This is a genomic window from Pseudomonas sp. PS01298 (genome assembly GCF_029959745.1).
Classification (GTDB): Bacteria; Pseudomonadota; Gammaproteobacteria; order Pseudomonadales; family Pseudomonadaceae; genus Aquipseudomonas; species Aquipseudomonas aylmerensis.
On sequence record NZ_JASCPP010000015.1, the window covers coordinates 17,709 to 40,929 of the forward strand.

The window sequence follows — 23,221 nt, forward strand, 5'->3', positions numbered from 1 at the left end:
ATAAGAACTGGGACAGGGTAGGGTTTGTACTCCCGCCATGAATGGCGTACGTACAACCGGCAACGCGGCCGTCGTTTCACTTCTTTGCTTTGCCTACCGTCCCTGCTCAGGGCGAGCCCCGAGACCCCACTACGCCGATTGGCCGGAAAGTTTTGGTGGAATCCGCTCCCGCCGGAGGTTCATAACTCGGTAGAGATGCCCCACAGCGCAAGAACCTCATGCTCCGCCAAACCTTCCCCCCGCTGAGCCAATCCGAGGGACGAAATGAGCGCCTCATCCTCGACGATTTGCTGTTCAAGCAACCGGCCTAAAAGCAGCAGCTCTCCCTGTGCTTCAAGTGCGCGAAGCTGTTCGGGAGAATTAAACGCCCAGCGATCAAGAATCTGCCAGCCGCTTGCATGATACGAAGTGGATCGGCGTACAGACTCGATGGTCGTAGCCGCCAAGACGCCAGACGCGATTCTCAACGGCATGTGTTCAATGAGCATGTGCAGATTCCCTTCTTTGTAGGCAATGGATCATTCGTGTGTTCTGCGCAACGGAAGATCGTCTGAAGCCACCTTTGCACCTCAGCTCTCGAATGTGAGCGAGCGAAAACCCAAGAGCGGATAGGACGGCAACATTGTCAGAAGCCAGCGCGTGATTGGCCAAACGCATGGCGGCGTTAGCTAGCTTCAGTCGAGCGATATCTACCTGCCAAACACTGCCTGCGGTTACGTCGATCATCGGGCTACTCCGAATGGGTGAGTGAAGGCTCCATCAACCTGTTAAGTGCTGAAGATTGCATGCAGCCGCGCCTCCGTATTGGTCACGTCCGCCGTTTTAAGCGCTAGGCTGAACGTCGGAATAGCCATATCGCTGGTCAACAGCTCCAATCGATGATTGCTTTTGCCGACTGGAAGAATGCGCCAGGACCTGATCTCATCCAAACGGAATAGATGACCGTCCTGACCTACGGGGTAGGCCAGCAACCTTTTCGATTGCAGGTCGACGCCAACGTAGGCGTCATTGATCTTCGCGAACACCTCGACCTGAGGACGGAACCCTTGAGCCTGATAGCCGGCGACCATTCTTCTCAGCTTTTCGGCATAGCTCTGGTTGACACAGGAGAACAGCCATCCGCCCCCGACGAAGTAGAGAACCAAGGCCCAGAACAGCCAACGAATTGCCGGGTCTTCGCTACTGGCTAAACCCAAAAAGAATGGCAGGTTGAAGCCAGAAAAAACCACCAACACGAGCAAGAGCGCTCCGACCGGCAGGCACCCGACAACCCATGTCACCCGAAATAACTCCAAGACCAGTCTCATGCAGCCTCCTAAATCCATCAAGCGAAGACAATATATCTGAAGATCAGATATCCCCAAAGCAGATATAGCGTGATCAGCCGAACTTTGCCAGGACGCGGCTATGACGAAGGCTATTTATCGACGCGAGCACGTGATCTTTTTGCAAATGCTAAAACGCATGCGAGTGGCGTCAGGGATGACCCAGGCCCAGTGCTCCGCTGCGCTGGGGAGGCCGCAATCATTCATAAGTGACGTAGAAAGAGGCGTAAGGCGCTTGGATTTAATTCAGCTGCGTGATCTATGCCAAGTCTTGAATAGTGACCTCATAAGCTTTACCAATTCTTTCGAGCAAGCTCTCATTTATTAGAACGCAAAGGAATAACGCCATAGTTGACTTCCGAAAATGCTAGTGCCGCGTTGGCCCTCCCGCAAAATCAGCCTGCTGCGCCGTGTCAAAATCCTAACCCCTGGATGTTGATGTCCAACATTTCGGGGTCAGATCAAATTTAGGTGGACACCATCGCCTCAAGCGGCGACGGTGTCAGGAAGGTGTGTTGCCCGGACGGTTACAGTGTTTTGTACTAGGCGACCCAAGAAATTGAGAAGGCCAAGGTCCAGATTCTCCCCTGGGCCGAGTATCCGTTTCGGGTAATCAAACGTTAGTTTGGCTATGAAAAAGTGCGCTTTCGGGGCTTGTCCTAGAACATCGCTCAGATGGTGACGTTGATCGCGCTGTCAAACCGAAGGATGGCCAACAGGATGGCCAGCCAATATTTGCTGGCGAGCGCAGGACCGGTGCGAGTGCAATGCAAAAAATGGTTACCGCAAAGGGCTTTGCAAGAGCAGAAAGAGCTAACATACGAAGAGGATTGAACGGATTTCGACATACATCGTTCTTCGAAATGTATTGAGGTTCTATAGCCGGAGAACATTCACCTATTTCAGAGTATCCCTAAAAGATAAGCGATGGCAGGGTTTTCTGCAGTGTTTGCACGTTGCCGCGTCGCGCTGGACTAGCTGCTCACAAGCTGGACACTTTCTAAACCTAAAGGACAAACCATACTTGAGGGCGATGCTCCGGCTTTTTGCATTATTGAATTCAAGCGAAGGCAATAACCAGAGGATCATATGAGCTGCCCCTGGAAACAATAATCCGAGCATGGACCAGCCGAAAACGCTTCTTCCTTTTCTACCTGCGAAGTATGCGCAAACTACCGACGCTGCAAACCATACGGTTACGTATTCCATTGACTACTCCACTATCGTGAAATGCAAGCTCACGTCATCTAGGTGAGGCTATATAGTCTAGCACAAGCGATGCGTGGATAATTCTGCACTCGCATGGTATTATGGGCGCTACCATCAAAGAGAGTGCGATCAGTGGGAACGATGAAATATAAGGGTTACTCAGCAAATATCGAATATAGTGATGAAGACAGTTTATTTTTGGGCGACATCGCTGGCATCAGCGACGTAGTAAGCTTTCACGGCGAATCCGTTAAGGAAATTCGCTGTGCATTTGCTAAAGCCGTAGATCACTATTTATATTCCTGTGAGTTGCTGGATCGAATACCACAGAGGCCCTACTCCGGCAAGATAAGCCTGCGCATTGCTCCGGCGCTTCACGCTGCAGTGGCCCTTAAAGCACAGTGGTCAGGCAAAAGTATAAATCAATGGATTGCCGACGAGCTCAGCAAGGCAGCGCGCGGATAATTCTCTGTCTTCGCCCCGCTGCGCGGCTACAGAGGTCTCGAACCTCTAGCTCGCACCAGACTGAAGTCGCGGTCCGCCCAGCCACGTCGCATGACTGAATGCTCAATGGCGGCGAAAGTGGAAAGTAGATTTGCGACTGCACTGAACGCCCGGAGCGGTACCATGTCACTCGATCGCGCATTACAAACGTGAGTTCTTCTCAGGTTTGGCTGAAAGATACCTTGGAAAAATCGGCGGCGATCACGCATTAATAGGCTGTCCATGCACAACGACAGAAAACAATCACTCTCTTGCAGAGGACAGCAAATGCGCGCAATGCTCTCCGAACAGCTACCTGCAATTTCGGCAACTCTATCTAACCTCGAGTACCTATGCCGGCCTCGACTTGCTTGCTGGAGCCTCCGGACTACGTAGGGCCCTCGGCACGTTCGCCAAGGGCGCAGAGAAATACCGCGCGTCAAGTATTTCCGCAAAACCAAAGCGTCAACCCCCCCAGCAGCAAAGCAACCTGCTCCTCTGAAGTTGTTGGCGTTTTTTAGGCGAGGCTATAACACTCCCATCGCTGACAAGCTAATGAATATGTTAACTCGATTAAGACTACCGGAAATCTTCCGGGCACACTCTTTAGACAATAATGTGTCATGGCGGAAATTGATGCACTAAGGCCCTCATCACTCCACTATCGAGTAAATAACTATCGTAACAGCGATCACCCAAGTGACAGTCAGCAGCAGCGCCATTCCTATCTGATAATAATTCAAATATCTCTCCTTGCTTCGAACTCGCCCGTCACTACAGGCTTAGCTTGATCGCGCACTGACGCGTACTCGGCATACTTCTAGAGCGATTAGCCTAAATCGTCAAACTTTGACGGGGCACTCCTTTGACCTCCCACCGACAATTAACGGCGGGACCGGCACTCCTAATTTTGAACAACACTAGCACAACACGGCAACTTACACCGTTATTAGCTTTTTGCAGGCCGTTCGTGAGCCGGGTTGGCGGAGCACTATTATCTCTTCAGCGTGCCAACTCGCTCAGTAACTTACTATGTTCGTCGGCAAAAGCTTTGAGCTATGCCAAGCAACGTTCTATATACCAATGATGGGAACAAGAGGCCACTTACGACGGCGGTTAACCAGACAGGCCCGCTCCCCCGAACTCAGGCCTCCAAAAGATGGAACAGCTTTAGGCTTAGGCCAACCGGTTCACACAGTCACTTTGCCACATAATCCCATCTCCTGCCTAGCCCTCTCCTTTAGCAGTCATCCAAACAACCATTGCTAACCATAACCGGAGACCGGCGGCCTGATGTGGAACGAAGGCGGGACTAACGCACACTTCCGCCCTGCCAAATTTTACCTCAGAAATGGCCACGATCCATGAACGAACTATGTAGACTTGAATGGAACCTCTGGCCGCACTTTTACTGGCCGCACTTTTAAGGGAGACGGCATACAAGGACCACCGGACTAACTCGCCAAGCGACGTTTTGCTATAAAGCATCAACGCCTTTCGCTGCCACTTTGGAAATTAGACACAGCCGCGGGGTCTCGTAACGTTAGACTTCAGCTCGAGGGAATCTCGTTAAATGAATTTAATTGAATACAGCCCAAAAATGGTTGCTTAGCTTCTGCCGAATCGGAGAATGGCGAAACGCCTCAGCGACTCAAGAGCTTACTCGCTTTAGCTAGCGATGGCACCGATCCGTAGCTCGACGCTTGGCAGTAACCGTCGTTACTTCAAATTTCACTTCGGCTTTAGGTCTGCTATAATCAACGGCCGCTAGCAGCGCTGCGTGATTGTTTTCACCTAATATTATAATCTACGCTCAACAGAGCAATCATTTGACGTCATAACGAATGGTTCCGTAACAGGACCAAGTGCGATAAGTCGGTTATAAATTGTATATTTGGAGGAGCAATATGGCTACGGAGCTGACAGAAGACGACATGCGGCGAGCACTGTTTGGGACGGCTGAGCCTTCTACACCCGCAGCTAACGCATTCGATACAACTCGTAACGCCAACGCCACCACCTCGAAACAACCAACGACTGCAAAAAAGAGGGCGATTTTAAAGGCGTTCACCCCAAGGATAAGAGTTAAACTACGGGTGGGGAACGAGTTTGAAGGCGAAACGCACGAACTGATACATGAAGCTGATACGCTTAGCTCTCTGGCTGCCGAGCAAGATGCTACTAGAAAGGCTAGGAAAAAATTTAGATATGTTGAGGTAATTTCGGTGGAGTCAGTATGATTTAATTTCATGAATACATCACTGGCGATGACAGCTTTCAACCATCTGGTTTTAACTAGCCATTTCGACTAATGATGAAAAATCAAGCAATCGGCTATTGTGCTTTCGGTGTGGGCCACCCAAGCCAAGTAAAAATGTATTAACTGAATGCCGCTCCGCAGACGCTAAGACTTAAAATATTAGCCAAAATTTTCTAGCAATGCCAATATTTCCAAGGTAAGACCTTCGGCTATAAAGCTTAACTTCTTTTCTCCCCTCGGACTATAGAGAAGCAAGAGTGCAACCAACTAATTCACTTCGATCACTATAAAAGCATAGGTTTAGTGTCGATATCCACGATGACCTTGGTGCATCTGTGAGACGCACCACAGCGAATTATCCACGTAGCTCTTCATATCTAACTATAACTAGACGGCGCTTCCATCAACCTGCAGGTACAAAACTGTCGCCAGCATTAACTTCTATTTACTCTCTTCGCGCCCGCGATGCACCCATGCACCCATGCACCCATGAAATTGCAGCGAGAATGAGGCAATTAGAAACTCGATGTTTCTACATGAGACACAACTACCTCAGACAATAAAACTTAAGACCCTAAGAGCGGGCGCTAATATTCTCCAGACGCCCATAGCGGTCTTCAAAGCGAACAATATCGTCCTCTCCTAGGTAAACACCCGACTGAACTTCGATCAGTTCTAGCGGCACCTTGCCTGGATTAGACAGAGAATGCTTGACGCCAAGCGGGATGTATGTAGATTGGTTTTCCGACAAGATGAGCTCTTGCTCACCGCATATGACACGTGCAGTACCTGAAACCACTATCCAATGTTCAGCGCGGTGATAGTGCAACTGTAAAGACAAAGATTCTCCAGGTAACACGCTAATGCGCTTTACTTGGTAACGCTCGCCCTTATCCACTGTGTCGTAATGGCCCCAAGGCCGGTTGACCAACGGATGACTAAAAAACTCCAGACGCTCTTCGGCCTGCAGCCGCCTGACCACATCCCTTACTTGCTGACTATTCTGTTTGCTGGCGATCAACACAGCATCCTTGGTTTCGATGATTATAAGATTGTCAACGCCAACCGTCGCGACCAGTCGATGATGAGATTGCACCAGGCAGTCTCGGGTTTCTAGGGCTAACACATCACCCTCGAGGCGATTGGAGTCGGCATCACGCGGCCCTACATCCCAAATCGCTGACCAGCTACCCAAGTCGTTCCAACCCGCATTTAGCGGCACTACGAGACCGGCTGTGGTGCGCTCCATTACCGCGTAATCCACCGATTCCTCGTCACATAATGAAAACTGTTCGGACTGCACATGCGTGAAGTGCCTATCGACGAACGAATGCTCCATGGCGACCCTACAAGCCCTCAGGATATCCGAGCGGTGCCGCTCCAGCTCCTCTAAGAAAACCGAAGCGCGAAACATAAACATGCCGCTGTTCCACAAATGCTCTCCTGAATTCAGATATTGAGTAGCCATCTCGAGAGAGGGCTTTTCCCTGAACGCGGTAATGGCGAAGCCGCCTCTTTCCAATGCTTGACCGCACTGGATGTAACCAAAGCCGGTTTCTGCACTCGTTGGAGTAATGCCAAACGTCACTAGACGGCCTGCTTGAGCGTGCACTTCGGCTACGCGCACAGCCTCGCGGAAAGCGCCTTCATCATGAATATGATGGTCCGCCGACAGCACGAGCAAAACCGGATCACTGCCATCTGATGTAGCCTCCAGCGCCGCCAACGCAATGGCTGGAGCTGTATTGCGCGCCAGCGGCTCTAAAATGATACGGCGACTAGGAAAACTGCCCACTCGCAATTGCTCGGCCACAATAAAGCGATGTTCTTCATTAGTGACCACTACAGCGGGCGAATGATCCAACCCCTGCAAACGAGCCAGCGTGCGCTGGAACATGGTACCCCGATCCTGACCATCCAATGCCAGAAATTGCTTTGGAAAACTCTGGCGTGAAAGCGGCCACAGACGCGAACCATTACCGCCAGCCAGGATTACAGGGGTAAACATCGGAGACTCCATGCTTCTCGCCGCGGCGCGAACGATTCCGCCATTATCCGATTGGCTCCTTAGGATTGCAACCTCGTTACTAATTATTGATCACCACACCCATACCGCTGATTATTCAGTCTAGCTCGTCTATAGGAGTTTAGTACCGGTGAATTTTATACATGACTTTAGTTGAGGTGATTTATAGTTCCTGCGCTAGTGACTAAAGCACTCGTTATGCATGACGCACCCACAATTATGATAATCTCAAGATCCTGTCGGTACTGTAGTAACAGATCGACGCTACTTGGGCCTGGGCGTCTTAGACTCACCCCTCGACAAGACGAGAAAGCTAGGATATGAAAGTCGGCTATGGTTGTACCGTCTGGGCAAATGGCGCACGTGCGGGCCACCAAGATGGTATCGGTATATATACGGGCGCCCTCTGGAAGGGATTGAGCGAACTCTCACAGAGCGCTATAGACCTGCAGCCTTATGCATTTGGTAGAGACTGGCCGTCAATTCCCTGTGGTGTACCACGGCGACTGGCAAAAAATTTCCCAATGCATGCCCTTTTGAGTGGAAGCCTCGGGGTCACTTTGCCACGCTCAAAGGCGATTGCTAGCAGCGTAAACCTGTTTCACGCCACCGATCACCTGATACCCAATATAGCCGGCGTGCCCACGGTCGCGACGATTATGGACTTGATTCCATTGCTGCACCCTGAATGGATCAAGAGCAACCTGCGCCCACTCAAGAGCTGGCTGTTCAAACAGTCGATCCTCAAAGCAGACCACATCATCACCATTTCGCAGCATAGTCGTCAGGACCTGATTCAACACTTGAACATTGCTCCCGAGCGGATCAGTGTCACTCCGCTTGGTGTTGACCCCGCCTATTTCCAGCGTGTCGATTCGAAACAGCGCGAAATGGTGTTGAAAAAACATCAACTACCGCAGGGTTTCTTTTTGTTTATAGGCACGTTGCAACCGCGTAAAAACCTGCTGCGCACACTTCAGGCGTTCAAAGAGCTTCCGGCCAATGTTCGCAGGGACCACCCGCTGGTCATTGTGGGGCGAGACGGCTGGAATAATGGCGACCTACTGCCTCAACTGGAAGCCCTGGAACAAGCGGGCGAAGGGCGATGGTTGCGTTATCTTCCGCAAACCGACGTATTCGCGCTGCTGCAAAGCGCCAGAGCACTGGTGTTTCCTTCTTTATATGAAGGCTTCGGACTACCGCTAGTGGAGGCGTTCGCGGCGCAGTGCCCGGTGATCGCGTCCAATAGCAGCTCTTTGCGGGAGGTAGCGGCCGACGCCGCCTGGGAGATAGACCCACATAGCGTGGACAGCATCCACGCAGCGATGCGCGCAGTGCTCACCGATGCAGCACTGCGCAAGAGGAAAGTGCACAGCGGTCTGCAGCGCGCACGTCAGTACACCTGGCATGAATGTGCTCGACAAACTCTAGATGTATATACCAAAGTATTGGGTTGAAAGCTGCTTGTCCTGCCTTTCAAACGCTCACCAGCAAGGGTTTCAGCCTGCTAAAGAAAACGGAGTATTTGACTGATATGAAAATATTGGTAACCGGAGGTGCGGGCTATATCGGCTCGCACACCGCCTTGGCCCTCTTGGAAGCTGGACTTGAAGTGGTAGTGCTGGACAACCTGTGCAACAGCTCGATAGTCGCGCTTTCACGCGTCGAGCACTTGGCCGCGCGCACGCTGACGTTTGTAGAGGGCGATATCAATGACCGCGCTTTGCTTGACCGCGTTTTCGCCGACCACCGCATCGGGGCCGTCATGCATTTCGCAGGGCTCAAAGCAGTGGGCGAAAGCGTTGCCGAACCGTTGCTGTATTACCGCAACAACGTCGCCGGCACGCTCATCCTGTGCGAAGCCATGGCCGTCGCCAACGTTTTCAAACTTGTGTTCAGCTCATCGGCCACGGTATATGGCGAGCCTGACGAGATGCCGCTGCACGAGCAACTGCCCACCGGCTCGGCGACCAACCCATACGGGCAATCGAAGGTCATGGTGGAGCGCTGCCTCAGCGACTTGGGCGCCGCTGACCCACGCTGGAGCATCGCGCTGTTGCGCTATTTCAACCCGATAGGCGCGCACAGCAGCGGTTTGATTGGGGAGAATCCCAACGGACTGCCCAACAACCTCTTGCCGTATATCAGCCAAGTGGCTGCGGGCAAGCTGGCGGAGCTGGCGGTGTATGGCAATGACTACCAGACCGTTGATGGCACCGGCGTTCGCGATTACATCCATGTGGTGGACCTGGCGGATGGGCACCTAAAAGCGTTGCATGCCATTGAAGCCACTACCGGCGTTGCAGTATGGAATCTGGGCACGGGCGTCGGCTATAGCGTGTTGCAAATAATCGAAGCGTTTGAGAAGGCCAGCGGATGCAAGATCCCCTACCGGCTAGTGGCACGGCGCCCCGGCGACACTGCCGAGTGTTGGGCCGATAGCGGCAAGGCCGAGCGAGAGCTGGGATGGCACGCCACGCGTGGCCTGGCAGAGATGATGACGGATACATGGCGCTGGACTCGCCAAAACCCGACGGGTTATCCCTGACACCGACCTTGATAAACGCCCATAAAAAACCCCGGCCGAAGCCGGGGTTTTTTTCAAGCAAACCCGAGGGTCAGCAAGAAATCCTTACGCTACGTGAACGAAACCGTTTTCGAAGGTCAGGGTGTTGGCAGCAACGCCGGTCAGCTCGATGCTAGCAACATCGTTGGCAGGTAATGCGCCAGCGTTGGAGAAAGCTTTGGATTCGATGTGAACGATAGTGTTGGTACCGCTCTGCTCAAAGAACACTTCCAGAGCGGAAGCGTTACCAGCTTGGTATAGGTCGCCCAGCTTGGAGGTTTCAGCAACACCACCAAACTTGTACTGAGTGCCGATGAACAGCTCGTCGCCAGTAGCGAAGCCAACGTAAGAGACTTTGGCAGCATCACCAATTTTTGTGATATCAGCTACGAGCACGTCTTTATCGCCAGTTAGCGAACCGGCGTGGTAGCCCAGATCAGTGATGGTTTTATCTGCAGCAGCCAACTTGTCAGCAGCAGTAGCATGAGCGTCGAAAGCTGCCTGAACCTTGGTTAGATCAGCTTGCTCTTTAGTCACATTAGCGTTGGCATCAGCGACAGCTTTGATCTGAGCTTCACGACCCGTAACTTCTGCTTGCGCATCACGCAGAGTCAAGCCCAGAGGGTCCTTAGTCAGAGCAGTCTCAGCGTCAGACTCTTTGGTGTAGGCAGCATCACGAGTTTCAACAGCTGTGATAGCGTTGATTACACCAGTTTCAGATGCAGTCGGAGCATCAGCTTTAACCGGAGTCAAGCTGTAATCCGCAGTTGCAAAAGCTTCAACGCCATCTTTCTGAGCATCCAGAATAGATTTTGCAGTGTGCGGGCTACCGCCGTTGTCATCGCCCACTTTGAGATTCAGCAGAGCGTTGACATCGTCCAGCACTTTACCAACGTCAGCAGTTGCGCTCAGAGAGACGGAAGTTTTGCCGCCAGCTGCAATGAAGGCAGTCAGTGCGTCTTTAACCGAACCCAATACCGCTGCATCACTTGAAGCTGCAACGGCTGCTTTGGTGCTATTCGCAGTAGCAAGCAAGTCCTTGGCAACGGTATTGCCGTTAACTGCATTCAGCGCAGCAGTGACTTTAGCGTTCAGAGCAGCATCACTTTCGGCAGTACGCTCATCAACCAGAGTTTTTTCTGCGTTAGCTGCGGCAACTTTGGCATTAGCCAAGGCAGAAGTAGCGTCTACCACAGCGCCAACGACTTTGGTGTCATCAGCTTTGAAGTCTTTGATGAACTTGGTCAGATCGTCGCCAGTGAACGGTGTTTCTGCAGTAGCGTTGGCTGCAACAGCCAGAGCTTCCAGAGCAGCATCTTCAGCAACAGTTTTAGTCTGAAGATCAACAAGAGCAGCAGTCAGCGCCGAGTTCTGACCTACCAGGGAACCTACTGGATCAGAAGTGCCGACAGCGATGTCGATACGACCTTCAGCAGCCTCAGCGGTAGCTTTATCAGCAGTTACGTTCTTGATCGCTGCTTGAGCGGCAAGATACGCAGGATCTTTAGTGATATCACCGGTGGCAGTGATGTTCGACGCAGCGCCGAACTTCTCAGCGAAGTGCAGGCCAACATTGGCCTTGTTGGTCAGGGTGTCTTGACGACCCTGGGCAACAGCACGCTCTTCGGCAGTCAGGTTAGTGAAGGAAGCAACGTCAACGGTCAGCGCGTCGTTAACAAACTGCGCAACGAAGTTAGCGCGAGCGTCAGCACCACCAGTTTTCAGCTGGCTTACCCAATAGTCAACACCAGCAGCGTCGCCGGCAGCGCCCAATACGTTCTGGTAAACAGCGTTTACGAATTGAACGTCGGTCAGAGAGCCGTAGGTGGCTGCGAACACTGGGTTGGCTGCGAATTGAACAGCGATGGTGTTAACGGTAGCGTTACCTGTGAACTGGCCTTCCCAGTAGGACAGACCAGCTGCATCCGGAGCGCGTTCGAAGAAAGCAGCGTACAGACCAGCAATTTTTTGTGCGTTAGTAGCGGTAGCCATGAAAGTGTAACTCCTTAAGGTTCACTGCAATACTGAGCTCAGTAGCCCGACCGTAGCCGAAGCCTGTCAGATTATGCCCACAGGTTATGTAGCCTGCAACCAGTCAATCCGTAGCTTATGAGCAACTTGGCTGTATGAAAATTCATTTAAAAAAAGCTTCCAATAGGCTTTCAAATAACCATAGGTCTGCGACGAAAGCGTAATCCCCCCCAAAAACAAGGGTTTCAGGGGAGATTGTAGCGATTTTCCCGTTCGTCGGCTGATGGTTTTCGGCCACTATGGGTGGTTTTTAACGATGCAAAATTTTTTTCTACAAATACTGCCAAATCGCCATGAGAACTCTCCAATTTTTGACGTCGCGTTCTTTATGATAGAAATCTTCGCGCTTCACCGATTGCCACTAACTGGGTTCTGTGGAGGTCAAAGGGAAGGAGAGGCACCTTTGCGCCTGAGATTCCAGAGAAGGGTTATCCGATCCTGAGGCTCTCCTTTAGGGCCTTACCCAAACGGGTAGCGAAAGCGCTGAGGGTGAAGCTTTCTTCGAATCTACGCAGACCGGCTTCACCGTATTGGCGACGCAGGTTGGCCGACTGCACCAGTTGCTTCAACGCATCATGCAGAGCGTGAACATCTCCCGGGGGCACCAAGAGACCCGTTTCACCGTGCTGAACAATCTCGACAACGCCGCCGCTGCTGCAACCGACGCATGCTTTACCATAACGCATCGCTTCCAGGTATATCAGGCCGAAGCTTTCGTATCGGCTGGGCGCAACGAAGATGTCGCAGTCGGCATACACCTGTTGAAGCCGTTGTTCGTCGATTAGACCAGGTACTACGACACGAGACATCCACGCAGCGCCAGCGTTTTCCTGCTGGAACGCCTGTAGATACGTGCGACCGTCGGGTGCCAGCAAACGATTGTCACCGGCGAGCGTAACGTGTACCTCTGGATGCGCCTCCAGCAGTGCCGGCAGTGCTTGCATCAGAATGTCGATCCCTTTGCGCGTTTCGAACCGGCCCAGGTACAACAGTTTAACGATGTTGCCATCCCCGACTGTCGGAGTAGTGGTACCTGAGCGCATGCCAAACGGATGCAGTTGTACTCGCTCGTCGGCCAATTGCAAGGCATAGGCTTGCTCCACATCGCGGCGGATGGCCTCGGTGCTGGTGAGAATCAGGTCAGCATTGTTCAGCGCCCATTTCTCGGCTTCGATCATCGGTTGCACGTGGTTTTTAAAGTAGCTGCTGTCAGGGGTCCATTCCGGTTTGCTTTCTTGCATCAAGCGGTAGCTGGTCACCAGGTACAGCGCTACTTTGAACCGCTTACTGGCGATGATCGCCGCAGTGTCGAGGTCCCAAATGGTGCCCACGACCCAGTCAAAGCGGCGGCGGGCACTAACCCGTTCCAGCTCGGCGAGGATTCTCACGGCATTGTGGCTAATACCTGGTGGCATGTACGGCATGCCATCTGGAGGTGTAATAGAGCTAGGGCCGTTCGGAAGACGATGGACCCACACGCCTTCTTCGAAATCCACAGTATGCGGCATGCCCACCTGTGCGGAGGTCATGACAGTAACTTCATGTCCCTGACGCGCCAGTTCGGTGGCCATCTGGTAAATTATTACGCCCACACCGCCGCAGTCGCTAGGCGGGTATAGGGTGGTGGTGAAAGCGAGGTGCAACCGTTGCTTTGGAGCCAGCAGCGGCAGAAACGCTTGCCAGGCTTGGTCGGGATTGAACGTCACGACTTTGCGCCACGGATGACTGAAGGCATCTTGGATGCCGGCGTCGAAACCGTCTTCTATTTCTTGGAACATGCGCTTGGCTTCTACTGGCGGCAGCAGCCCGGTTTCTTCTGCCCAGCGTGTGTGGGTACGAAGTTTGCGACGGTGTTTCTCGACGGTGTAGAACGTTTCGCCCAGCGCCATGTCGGGTGTGGCATTCTGCAAGCAGAAGTAAGCAGTGCTGCGGGCGATGGTAAGCCAGGTGCGGGCGATTCCTTTTTCGTTACGGATGTGGCTGGGTGCGTATTTGTGATGGACTTCGGCGCTTGGCATCATCTTGATGTCGTACCCGGCGTCCACCATACGGAAGATTACATCGGTCTCGTCGAGGAAGTAGGCGTATTGCTCATCGAAACCGCCCACCTCATGCAGTACGCTGCGCCGAAAGCTGGAGTTCACGCCGATCATGCCCGGTACTTTAAACGCGCCGGCCTTAGCGTGAGGCACATCGGCTGGATGGTTGAGCAGCACTTCGGATTCGCCGTTACGACCACTGACGATGTAGCGGGTTTGGAAATCAACGCCAGTGTGGTTGCGCACGAAGCCGCCCGCCGCCCCGACCGTGCGATCGATGTAGGCATGGGACAGCTCATTCAGCCAGTCAGGTTCAGGAATGCCATCGTCATCAATAAACGCGACGATGTCCCCCGAGGCTTGGTCAATGCCGATGTTACGTGACATAGACAGGTTGGCCTCGGGGCACGTGGCAATTTTGACTTTGCCTTTCCAGTTGTCGTTAAGATAGCTCAGCGTGCCGTCGGTGCTAGGCCCATCCACGACGATGACTTCAAGATCGGGATAGCGCAGGTATTGCAGGGCATCCAACGTATTGGGCAGCGTGTGCATGCGGTTGTAAGTGTTGATGACCAGGCTGATTTTCATGCGCCCAACTTCCTCGCAGTGACTTCCATTTCTCGGCAATCACCATTAACTCGATCAGTCGCCAGCACTTCCAAGTGTTCAAAGCCCGCCTCACGCAACAGTTGGCTTAGAGTGTCCGTACTGTACATGGCGTAATGAAAATCGCCGTCGTAGTCCTGCTTGCCAAAGGTGACTTCGGCAAAGGTATCAAAGCTCATCTCGCCACGTTGGTAGCTGGCAAGCATCGCCTGAGAATCCGGCACCACCAGCTGCAGCGTGCCGTCGCTTTTAAGAAGGCTATGCCAGTGCGGCAGCAGCACATCAAGCAGGTAGCGGCGCGGGAAATGCTCCAGCAGGTGTGCGGCGTAAATCAGTTCCACCGTGTCTGGTTCGAATGGCAGATTTTCAGCGCCCGAAACAATGTCCACGCCAGGCAATTCACGCACATCGACATTGAGCTTGTCCGGATGAGGAATGTGCCCGCAACCCACATTAATCCGAACGGGCTGATCGCCAAGTTTTACATGGGGCAGGATGCGCGCCGGGATTGTTGCCTGCTTCGCAGCTTCACCTGGGGCTGCGGAGGGTTTGAGCTTGAGTACCTTGCGCAACTCGAACATGATTTCGTCGCGCACGAACTCTGTCCGCGCACTTTGATGCCGTTTAGACTTGCCCAACTCAGACTTGAATTCCAGCTGCTCGCGCTTAAGGTTTTTGCTTGCGTTATTGAGCCCCGCGATGGCATTCGCCTGAGCTTTGACCAATTGTTCGACGACTTCAAGACGCTCGGCAAGGCTGCCAACCTGTTGAGCCTGCTCCCAGTTCACTGCTCGTGTGGCACCCTGATTGCGATTACGGACGAAAGCAAGCAATTGCTGCGCTAATGCGCCAATGACGGGCAGGTCGCGAATTTTCAGATAGATCGTTCTCAACAGCTTTTTCATGGATTGACATGATCCAAAGTTTTATTGGGGCCATCTGACAACGAAGTCAGTTCGACATGGGCATCCAGCCAAGCAAGGCCGGCAAAGTGTTTTTTGTTCACGTTGACTACTTTAAAGACGTGGGCCAAGTCCAGCCAGTCGTAGTTTTTCTCAACATGGGAGCGGTGCGAGCGAGTAAGCGCAACGCTGACGCTGTAGGTGCCTTCGCCCAGGTTAAGGTCGAAGCCGAAGGATAGGACCAGCTTTTGTCCGGACTGCAAGCCTGCCAAGTCTTTGCCGTAATCCTTGGAGTTGATCCCGAAAATCCAGTTGCCCGCGCGGTCACGAATGACAAAACCGCATACCAACTCGTCGATGGCTTTGTGTACATCAATGACGATGCTTAGTTTGACCGGCTCACCCGTGGCGACGGTATCCAATGGGTGCTCTTGAGCATCCAGCAGTCGAACCTTATCAATTAACGCCTCGCCTGTACCAGAGCGGATGCCGCCACCGCTGGCTTCGGCACTCTGACGTGTATGCTTCAAGTCTGGATCGGCCAGACTGGCATTGTACAGGTCAATAATCTGCTGCGGCGCACCCACCTTCAGCAACTTGCCCTTATGCAACAAAACGGCTCGATTGCATAGCGACTGAATACTTGCGCTGTCATGTGAGACAAACAGAAGCGAGGTACCTTGCGCCTGAAAATCGCGAATCAGGCTGAAGCACTTGTGTTGAAAGTAGGCATCTCCGACCGAAAGTGCTTCGTCGACAATCAAGATTTCCGGCCGATAAGCGGTCGCAACGGCGAACGCTACGCGCATCTGCATGCCGCTGCTGTAAGTGCGCACGGGCTGATCGAAGTAATCGCCAATTTCGGCAAACTCTTTGATCTTCTCGATGATAGCGGCGATCTGCTCAGTGGTGTACCCAAGCAGGCTGGCTGCATGATAAGCATTCTGGCGACCGGTCAGATCCGGGTGAAACCCCATGCCCAGCTCGAGGATGGCAGCAATCTTACCCTGGACTTCAACCTGACCAGCGCTGGCTTTCAACGTGCCGGTGATGATTTTGAGCAACGTGCTTTTGCCTGCACCGTTTTGACCGATTATGCCAACGGCCTCACCGGGCTGGACTTCGAAGTTGATGTCTTGCAGCACCCATACCTCGGCCTTCGGCTCGACGCGCCAGCCGAACCATGACAGCACCCGGTGAAGCTCCCGATGGTAGGTACGGTACGCCTTGCCCACACCTTCTACTTTTAATACAGCACTCATAACGCATCCACCATCTCATCGCCCGCGCGGCGGTACAACTGGGCGGCAACAGCACCCATGACCAAGGTGAATACAACAGGATATATCAATAGCATCAAGTTCGGCATACGCCCGAATACCATTACGCTTTGATACGCCTGGATAATGCCAGTCATGGGATTGAGGTAGAGAATGAACTGGAATTTTTGTGGAATCATCGCCATGACGTAGACGATAGGCGTCAGCCAGAATCCGAATTGAATGAATATGGGAATGACCTGGCCCACATCGCGCAAAAACACATTGATAATGCCCAAACTCAATCCCAGACCTAAGGCCAGAAACAGGGTAAGCAGTGTGAGCAGGGGCAGCCAGAAAATGCTCATCCCCGGCCAATGACCCAGGCAGGCGAATACCGCAAGGCTGACGAGTAGCAACAGCAGGTTGTTAATCAGGCAGCTGCCAGCAAGGATGACCGGCAGGGCTAGCCGAGGAAACGCCATTTTTTTGAGCAGGTTGCCGTTATCGATGAAGACACCGAGGCTTCGGCTCACGACCTCGGTAAACAATGACCACCCTAGGATTCCTGCGGTCAGATAGATCGCATAGGAGTAAGTACCGGCGATACCGGGCAGGCGTGCCGCCATGACGGCCGACAAAATGAACGCATAGATTACGATCTGGGCCAGAGGATAAATGATCATCCATAACCCGCCCAGACGGCTGCGGGCAAAACGGGTGGCAAACTCGTTTCGAACCGCGCTTTTTATAAAGTGCCGTGTTCGCCACAGTTCTTGTAGTGAGTTTGTCAACGTTTGCTTCCTAATAAAGTTCAGACAATTACCCGTGGACGCAAGTATCGCCACAAAGGTCGCTCAACGCACCAATGACCTGCCGCTGCGAGCAGGGTGCTGATTACCATGACGGAGGGAAAAGCGGCCAACCCGGTATGTGGCTGCCCGAGCGACTCAAGGCTCCAGATCACTGGGAAGTGATAGAGAAAGATGCCGAATGATAGTTCCCCGGCCCTCCTATTAAGCAACTTGGACCATGCATAGGAACTGGTTTTCTTTTGTAGCAGCAGGATCAGCGGCAAACCCACTACCAGCCCCAGCGCCACTTCGAGCCGGAATGGCTGATGATCGCGCGTCACCAGCAGCGCGAGAGCATAAAACCCCATCGTCACCCATGCCACACATAACCCCGCCCAATGACGTGGGTTTTGGGGGTGCAACGGCGACTGCTCAGCAAGCGCCGACCCAAGGAGGAAAATAAACAAAATGCCAGGCAAAAGCCTGTAGCCATAGTAGTCAGTATGTATCAGACCGGTCTGAGCCAGGAAAAATACGGCACAACTGCCCAGGAAAATCAGCCCCAACCGACACCCCCCCCAGCTAAATAACAACGGCGTGAGCAGGTAAAACTGTAATTCCGCGCCCAGTGACCAAGCGGGCGGGATCAGCATAAAGCTCGTTAGTCCGGTGTACATGAAGAAGTTAAGCGGAATCACAGTAAGATTTGCTAACCAGTCCCATACGGAAGGGTGAAGCGGCAAAAACTCCGAAGTCGGCGCAAAATAGAGCCAGACGAGTGTGGAAAGCCCTAGGCCTACAAAGTACTGCGGCAGTATGCGGAGTAGGCGATCGCGGGCGAACACGCCGATGCAGTTGGGCAGCGTGCGCATACGCGCCCAAAGCCGCACCACAACTTGCCCAGCCAGCAGATAGAAGACGATCACCGCCATTACGCCAAGGTTGTAGCCATGAAAGCCGATGCTCAAATGGCTCATGAGTACTAAACTGGCCAATAGGAATCTCAGTAACCCCATTACCGATCAGCGTCCGGAGGCAGCATCAAGCATGCTTTTCAAGATTGTGCGAATCGGTTGGGTGATCTTCCAACCGGTCAGGCTCTGAAGCTTCCCTGAATCACCACATAGCGATTTAATTTCAGTGCTGCGCACAAAACCAGGGTTACTGCGAACTTCAAGATCATGACCGCTTAACTGCCGCAACTCATCAATGATCTCACGCAGGCTAATAGACACGCCGCTGCTGAGGTTGAGGGTTTCTCCATGGATGTTGCTATCAATCAGCGCCAAGTAAGCACTCACTACATCATTTATACCCGTGAAGTCTCGGCTGATATCAAGATTGCCCAGTTCGATAAACGGCGCTTTCTTGGCAAAATGCATGACGATCTTGGGGATAAGGAAGTGATCTTCCTGCCCTACTCCGGTGTAATTGAAAGGACGCACGATGGCGAGGGGCAGCAAATCCTGGAAAGTCCGCGCCATATGCTCCATGGCTAATTTGCTGCAGGCGTAGTGGTTGACCGGTAGTAGCGGGCTCTCTTCTGAAAGCGGCGCGCTGCTGATCGGCACGCCATACACATTGGCGCTGCTCGCAATGATTACCTGTTTAGGTCGCTTGTCGGCCATGACGTCCAGCAGATTGCAGGTGCCAACAACATTGGTACGGTAGAAGGCTTGAGCGTCGGTGCTGGCAACGAACGAAATCGCGGCCAGATGAATGACGCAATCTACCTGCACCTCATTCAGGACCCGGAAAAGTGCGTCCCGGTCATTCAAGTCACACGAGATCTTCCCAGGAGCCTCGCTCTTAGGTCCGCTAAGCTCAATGACAACGAAGCCTCTTGCTGACAAAGCACCACTCAACGCCTTGCCAGTAAATCCGTTAGAACCTGTAAGAAGAATCGACTTAGTCATGTCTACCTGCGCTATTGCCGTCTCAGAAAGAGTTGCCGTTTCTGGCTCGTTTAAGATCAGCTTCGACCATCAATAGGCAAAGTTGCTCCAAATTGGTCTGAGCTTCCCAGCCCAAGACTCGCTTTGCTTTTTCCGGGTCGCCTATCAGCAACTCAACTTCAGCCGGGCGATAGAACTTGGGGTTGACCTGGATGACGGTTTTACCGGTTTTGGTGTCTATACCATGCTCGTTGTCGGCGCTGCCTTTCCAATCGATGCTGATATCCACGGCTTTGAACGCCATCGTGACAAAATCACGCACAGTCTCAGTGCGATTGGTAGCCAATACGAAGGTGTCCGGATCGTCGGCCTGCAACATGCGCCACATGCCTTCGACATATTCCTTTGCGAAGCCCCAATCGCGCTTCGCATCCATGTTGCCCAACTCCAGCACCTTCTGCATGCCCAGCGAGATCCGTGCAACCGCGTCTGTGATTTTGCGTGTCACGAACTCTTTGCCGCGTAGCGGCGATTCGTGGTTAAACAGGATGCCGCTCGATCCAAAGATGCCGTAGGATTCGCGATAATTGATGGTCATCCAGTGCGCATAGAGTTTGGCCACTCCATAAGGGCTGCGTGGATAGAAGTCGGTCGCTTCGGTTTGGGGAACCTGCTGGACTTTGCCGAACATTTCCGAGGTGGACGCCTGGTAAAAGCGGATCTTGGGGTCAACGATGCGAATGGCTTCGAGCAAGTTGACGGCACCCAGACCGGTGATCTCACCGGTGGTCAGCGGCTGGTCGAAGGAAACACCTACGAAGCTCTGCGCCGCCAGATTATAAACCTCGACAGGGGCCGCGCGCTGTATCAGACGGATGCTTGAAGACAGGTCGGTAAGGTCGTGCTCAACCAGCTCCAGACCGGGGTGTGCGAGCACGCCAACTTCTTCCAAGCGCCAGAAATTAACCGAGCTGGTGCGACGGTACGTGCCGTAGACCTTGTAGCCTTTTTCCAGCAGCAGTTGGGTCAGGTAGGCGCCATCCTGCCCGGTGATACCAGTGATGATGGCGTTCTTTTGGTTGCTCGTCATTGTGTAGTTTCCCGTTCCAGAACCGGCTCAGTTTTACTGTTATTGCTCAGCCATACATTCACGCTCTCTACGCTCTCGGACGACAGCTTCCCGGCCCAGCGATTGAGAATGAACAAATTGGTAATGAAGTCATATTGCGTTTTGAGGAGGTCGCGGCGCGCCTTGAACTCGTTTTGGACGCTTGTCAGCACGTCAACGGCGTTGACTACGCCGTACTTGAAGGCTTTTTCCGACGCTACCCTGGATTGCTCGGCCGACGCCAATGCGTTGCGATTGGCACGAATTTTTTCGACGCTTGAATCTGCGGTCAGGTACGCGTTAATGGTTTCCTTAACTACCTGGCGCCGCGCCGCCTCCAGTTGCTGCTCAGCGGCGACTTGCTGTTGATACAACCCCCGGGCGCGCGCAGAGGTAGACCCGCCACTGTAGATAGGAACAGACAGCTGCACCCCTGCTACATAACTGTCCGTTTTCGGGGCCAAGGAATTATTATAGCCTTCATTGGTGTTCTGAGCGTTAAGGTTCAGGCTCAACGTCGGGTAGTGCCCGCCCTTGCCACCGCGCACACCGGCTTCGGCAGCTTCCACTGCGCTGAGGTTGGCTTGGATATTGGGGTTCTGGGACTGGGCCAGTTCAACCCAGCTTTCCAGGCTCTGCTCGGACACCTTCAATTGCACATCGTTGCGAACGCGGCTTAGACGCTCGGTAACAGGACGGCCTACAATTTCTGAGAGCGCGGCGCGGCTCAGACGCACCTGATTGCTTGCGTCAACCTCCTGGGCCGCTAGCGAGTCGACCCTTGCGCGCAGGTCGAGCAGATCGGTAATCATCGCCAATTGCCGCTTATACATCGCTTCGATCTGGTCGAGGTTTTTCTGAGTGGCGCGACGCTCGGCCTGGACCAGTTCCAGCTCGTCATCCGCTGCAAGGGCTGCGAAATATCGTTGTGCCAAATCTACGGTGGCTTCGGCCTGAGCTTCATCGGCCTCTGACGCCGATTGCTTTGCCATGCTCTGATACTTCCTGTAGTTCTCCCAGCTGGCTTTGTTGTACAGCACTTGGCTGAGGCCGATGCTGTAGTTTTCGCTATTGTAGATCTGGTTTACCTGTTCATTGACCTGCTTGATGCGATTGGCGCCCGCACTGGCCGTAACTTGTGGCAACAATGAACCAAACGCTTCCCGCTCCTGCTCCGCGCCAAGCTGCCTCCGGGCATAAGCGGCGAGTACGCGCGGGTCTTCCAGGCGCGATTCCCCGTACAATTGCAACAAGTCAGCGGAGTAGAGTTTGGCACTGACACTCTTCGCCTCAGGTTTGGGACTGTTCGGCTCAGCCGTTTTGGGCTCTGCCGCCTGCACTTGCACCGCAAGCATGCCCAATAACAAACATGACAAAAGGCGCACGGTCACTCCTCGATCATCGACTGGGAGATAGCGTTGCGTGCAGGCTGCAGAATGTATTGCAGCATGGTCCGCGTGCCGGTCTTGATCAGCACATCGGCGGGCATGCCGGGCAGCAGCTTGCGGTCGCCCAGCTTGTGCTGACCTGCCTCCGTTACTTGCACGCGAGTCAGATAATACGGCTGGCCAGTACGCTCTTCGGTCATACGGTCGGCAGACACCTGAATGACTTCGCCCTCGATAACTGGCGTCGTCGCAGCACTGAATGCGCTAAAACGCATGTCTGCCAGCTTGCCGACGCCGATACGGTCGATATCCACGGGCGGAACGTGAGCCTCGACGATCAACCTGGATACCGACGGTACGATATCCATAATGGGCGCGCCGGGTCGGATAACACCGCCGATAGTGTGGACTTTCATATCGATGACCATGCCGTCTTCAGGCGCGCGAATGACAACCCGGCTCAGGCGGTCTCGGAGAGCTGTGGTGCGCTCCTGCAGGTCATAGGCCTTGGTTTGCACCTCAGCCAGTTGCTTGACCACATCGGAGTTGAAATCTTTGTTGATCTGCAGCATCTGCAGTTCGGTCTCATTGATTTGCAATCGGGTTTTGGTAATGGACGATCGGTGGTCTGCCATTTCCGACTTGAGCATGTCGAGCTTGCGTTGTTGTTCAAGCAAGCGCTGCTTGTCGACGAAGCCCTGGGCGAGCAACTCGTCTAGCTCACCGATTTCGCCGGTGTAAGATTTTCCCAGGTTTTGCTTGGTGCCGATCATGGCCTCGGTGCCTTTGATCTGCTGGTTCAATTGGCCAATACGCTCTTTGAGAACTGCCACCTCACCTAAGCGCGCACCCCGACGGGCGTTGAACACTTGGGTTTCACTGTCGCGCGCTTCTTGACCACGCGGCGTGCTGGCAGGCAGCAGGGAGGAGAAATCTATTGTCGATAAATCGTCGCGCTCGGCGCGCAGGCGAGCCTCCATGGCTTTCGAGGCAATTAACTGGCTATAAGTAGTTTCGTACTCAGCTTTAAGCTGCGAATCGTCCAAGATCACTATTGGGTCGCCGCGCTTGACGATGTCGCCATCATGGGCCAAAACATCCTTGACGATACCACCTTCCAAATGTTCAACGGTCTTACGGTAGCTTTGCACCGTGACCACACCTGGCGCGTAGGCTGCGCTGTCAAGCGGCGCGAAAGCAGCCCAAGAACCGAAGACACCGAAGGTCAGGAAAACAATCCAGAAACCTACGCGGCGCACGTTTTTGTCCGATACCGGGACCCCGTCAAATTCGTGGGCGGTTGTAACAGATGCATTCGAAGTCATAGACA

At 53.3% G+C, this 23,221-nt stretch carries 18 protein-coding genes; 5 read left to right on the top strand and 13 right to left on the bottom strand.

The annotated features are described in order from the left end of the window. Positions 1-179 precede the first annotated feature (179 nt). A complete protein-coding gene (locus tag QMX97_RS08585) occupies positions 180-488 on the bottom strand; it encodes a hypothetical protein (protein ID WP_282396708.1) in 309 nt (102 codons plus the stop codon). A 279-nt stretch (positions 489-767) separates the two neighbouring features. Next, positions 768-1,307, bottom strand: a complete 540-nt coding sequence (locus tag QMX97_RS08590) for a hypothetical protein (RefSeq protein WP_282396709.1) — start codon at positions 1,305-1,307, stop codon at positions 768-770. A 100-nt stretch (positions 1,308-1,407) separates the two neighbouring features. Between QMX97_RS08590 and QMX97_RS08595 the strand changes: the two genes are divergently transcribed. From QMX97_RS08595 to QMX97_RS08605, 3 genes are all read left to right on the top strand, one after another. Then, positions 1,408-1,653: a helix-turn-helix transcriptional regulator gene (locus QMX97_RS08595; RefSeq protein WP_282396710.1), complete on the top strand. Its 246-nt coding sequence runs from the start codon at positions 1,408-1,410 to the stop codon at positions 1,651-1,653. A gap of 1,013 nt (positions 1,654-2,666) precedes the next feature. Then, the gene (locus tag QMX97_RS08600) at positions 2,667-2,999 is read left to right on the top strand and encodes a type II toxin-antitoxin system HicB family antitoxin (RefSeq protein WP_282396711.1); all 333 of its coding nucleotides are present in this window, start codon (positions 2,667-2,669) and stop codon (positions 2,997-2,999) included. Positions 3,000-4,924: 1,925 nt separating this feature from the next. Beyond that, positions 4,925-5,257 (top strand): hypothetical protein, encoded by a 333-nt coding sequence (locus tag QMX97_RS08605; protein ID WP_282396712.1) that lies wholly within the window; start codon positions 4,925-4,927, stop codon positions 5,255-5,257. Between the two features lie 594 nt (positions 5,258-5,851). On the opposite strand, the gene QMX97_RS08610 is transcribed toward QMX97_RS08605, so the two are convergent. Further along, positions 5,852-7,285 (bottom strand): mannose-1-phosphate guanylyltransferase/mannose-6-phosphate isomerase, encoded by a 1,434-nt coding sequence (locus QMX97_RS08610; RefSeq protein WP_282396713.1) that lies wholly within the window; start codon positions 7,283-7,285, stop codon positions 5,852-5,854. Between the two features lie 338 nt (positions 7,286-7,623). On the opposite strand from QMX97_RS08610, the gene QMX97_RS08615 reads away from it, so the two are divergent. Beyond that, positions 7,624-8,760, top strand: coding sequence for a glycosyltransferase family 1 protein (locus QMX97_RS08615; protein ID WP_282396714.1), 1,137 nt, complete (start codon positions 7,624-7,626; stop codon positions 8,758-8,760). Positions 8,761-8,837: 77 nt separating this feature from the next. Beyond that, positions 8,838-9,851, top strand: coding sequence for a UDP-glucose 4-epimerase GalE (galE, locus tag QMX97_RS08620; protein ID WP_282396742.1), 1,014 nt, complete (start codon positions 8,838-8,840; stop codon positions 9,849-9,851). A gap of 84 nt (positions 9,852-9,935) precedes the next feature. On the opposite strand, the gene QMX97_RS08625 is transcribed toward galE, so the two are convergent. From QMX97_RS08625 to QMX97_RS08670, 10 genes are all read right to left on the bottom strand, one after another. Further along, entirely contained in the window at positions 9,936-11,861 is a 1,926-nt protein-coding gene (locus QMX97_RS08625; RefSeq protein WP_282396715.1) for a DUF4214 domain-containing protein, read from the bottom strand. A 467-nt stretch (positions 11,862-12,328) separates the two neighbouring features. Then, positions 12,329-14,527 carry a glycosyltransferase gene (locus QMX97_RS08630; protein ID WP_282396716.1) on the bottom strand — a complete coding sequence of 733 codons (2,199 nt, stop codon included), beginning with the start codon at positions 14,525-14,527 and terminating at the stop codon, positions 12,329-12,331. Next, entirely contained in the window at positions 14,524-15,450 is a 927-nt protein-coding gene (locus QMX97_RS08635; RefSeq protein ID WP_282396717.1) for a methyltransferase domain-containing protein, read from the bottom strand. Before QMX97_RS08635 ends, QMX97_RS08630 begins: the two co-directional genes overlap by 4 nt. Then, positions 15,447-16,709 carry an ABC transporter ATP-binding protein gene (locus QMX97_RS08640; protein ID WP_282396718.1) on the bottom strand — a complete coding sequence of 421 codons (1,263 nt, stop codon included), beginning with the start codon at positions 16,707-16,709 and terminating at the stop codon, positions 15,447-15,449. The genes QMX97_RS08635 and QMX97_RS08640 overlap by 4 nt, the downstream gene beginning before the upstream one ends. Then, positions 16,706-17,500, bottom strand: a complete 795-nt coding sequence (locus tag QMX97_RS08645) for an ABC transporter permease (RefSeq protein ID WP_282396719.1) — start codon at positions 17,498-17,500, stop codon at positions 16,706-16,708. Before QMX97_RS08645 ends, QMX97_RS08640 begins: the two co-directional genes overlap by 4 nt. A 20-nt stretch (positions 17,501-17,520) precedes the next feature. Further along, a complete protein-coding gene (locus QMX97_RS08650; protein ID WP_282396720.1) occupies positions 17,521-18,516 on the bottom strand; it encodes an acyltransferase in 996 nt (331 codons plus the stop codon). 6 nt (positions 18,517-18,522) lie between these two features. After that, positions 18,523-19,416 (bottom strand): GDP-mannose 4,6-dehydratase, encoded by an 894-nt coding sequence (locus QMX97_RS08655; protein ID WP_282396721.1) that lies wholly within the window; start codon positions 19,414-19,416, stop codon positions 18,523-18,525. A gap of 22 nt (positions 19,417-19,438) precedes the next feature. Further along, positions 19,439-20,485: a GDP-mannose 4,6-dehydratase gene (gene gmd, locus QMX97_RS08660; protein WP_282396722.1), complete on the bottom strand. Its 1,047-nt coding sequence runs from the start codon at positions 20,483-20,485 to the stop codon at positions 19,439-19,441. After that, positions 20,482-21,894 carry a TolC family outer membrane protein gene (locus tag QMX97_RS08665; protein ID WP_282396723.1) on the bottom strand — a complete coding sequence of 471 codons (1,413 nt, stop codon included), beginning with the start codon at positions 21,892-21,894 and terminating at the stop codon, positions 20,482-20,484. The genes gmd and QMX97_RS08665 overlap by 4 nt, the downstream gene beginning before the upstream one ends. Continuing rightward, positions 21,891-23,216: an HlyD family type I secretion periplasmic adaptor subunit gene (locus QMX97_RS08670; RefSeq protein ID WP_282396724.1), complete on the bottom strand. Its 1,326-nt coding sequence runs from the start codon at positions 23,214-23,216 to the stop codon at positions 21,891-21,893. The genes QMX97_RS08665 and QMX97_RS08670 overlap by 4 nt, the downstream gene beginning before the upstream one ends. Positions 23,217-23,221 lie beyond the last annotated feature (5 nt).

What these genes read in the sequence shown, in the direction of transcription:
- gmd (WP_282396722.1), bottom strand. Translation starts at nt 20,485, where the DNA reads ATGACGAGCAACCAAAAGAACGCCATCATCACTGGTATCACCGGGCAG.
- QMX97_RS08590 (WP_282396709.1), bottom strand. Translation starts at nt 1,307, where the DNA reads ATGAGACTGGTCTTGGAGTTATTTCGGGTGACATGGGTTGTCGGGTGC.
- QMX97_RS08630 (WP_282396716.1), bottom strand. Translation starts at nt 14,527, where the DNA reads ATGAAAATCAGCCTGGTCATCAACACTTACAACCGCATGCACACGCTG.
- QMX97_RS08655 (WP_282396721.1), bottom strand. Translation starts at nt 19,416, where the DNA reads ATGACTAAGTCGATTCTTCTTACAGGTTCTAACGGATTTACTGGCAAG.
- galE (WP_282396742.1), top strand. Translation starts at nt 8,838, where the DNA reads ATGAAAATATTGGTAACCGGAGGTGCGGGCTATATCGGCTCGCACACC.
- QMX97_RS08640 (WP_282396718.1), bottom strand. Translation starts at nt 16,709, where the DNA reads ATGAGTGCTGTATTAAAAGTAGAAGGTGTGGGCAAGGCGTACCGTACC.
- QMX97_RS08610 (WP_282396713.1), bottom strand. Translation starts at nt 7,285, where the DNA reads ATGTTTACCCCTGTAATCCTGGCTGGCGGTAATGGTTCGCGTCTGTGG.
- QMX97_RS08670 (WP_282396724.1), bottom strand. Translation starts at nt 23,216, where the DNA reads ATGACTTCGAATGCATCTGTTACAACCGCCCACGAATTTGACGGGGTC.
- QMX97_RS08650 (WP_282396720.1), bottom strand. Translation starts at nt 18,516, where the DNA reads ATGGGGTTACTGAGATTCCTATTGGCCAGTTTAGTACTCATGAGCCAT.
- QMX97_RS08615 (WP_282396714.1), top strand. Translation starts at nt 7,624, where the DNA reads ATGAAAGTCGGCTATGGTTGTACCGTCTGGGCAAATGGCGCACGTGCG.
- QMX97_RS08595 (WP_282396710.1), top strand. Translation starts at nt 1,408, where the DNA reads ATGACGAAGGCTATTTATCGACGCGAGCACGTGATCTTTTTGCAAATG.
- QMX97_RS08585 (WP_282396708.1), bottom strand. Translation starts at nt 488, where the DNA reads ATGCTCATTGAACACATGCCGTTGAGAATCGCGTCTGGCGTCTTGGCG.
- QMX97_RS08605 (WP_282396712.1), top strand. Translation starts at nt 4,925, where the DNA reads ATGGCTACGGAGCTGACAGAAGACGACATGCGGCGAGCACTGTTTGGG.
- QMX97_RS08625 (WP_282396715.1), bottom strand. Translation starts at nt 11,861, where the DNA reads ATGGCTACCGCTACTAACGCACAAAAAATTGCTGGTCTGTACGCTGCT.
- QMX97_RS08635 (WP_282396717.1), bottom strand. Translation starts at nt 15,450, where the DNA reads ATGAAAAAGCTGTTGAGAACGATCTATCTGAAAATTCGCGACCTGCCC.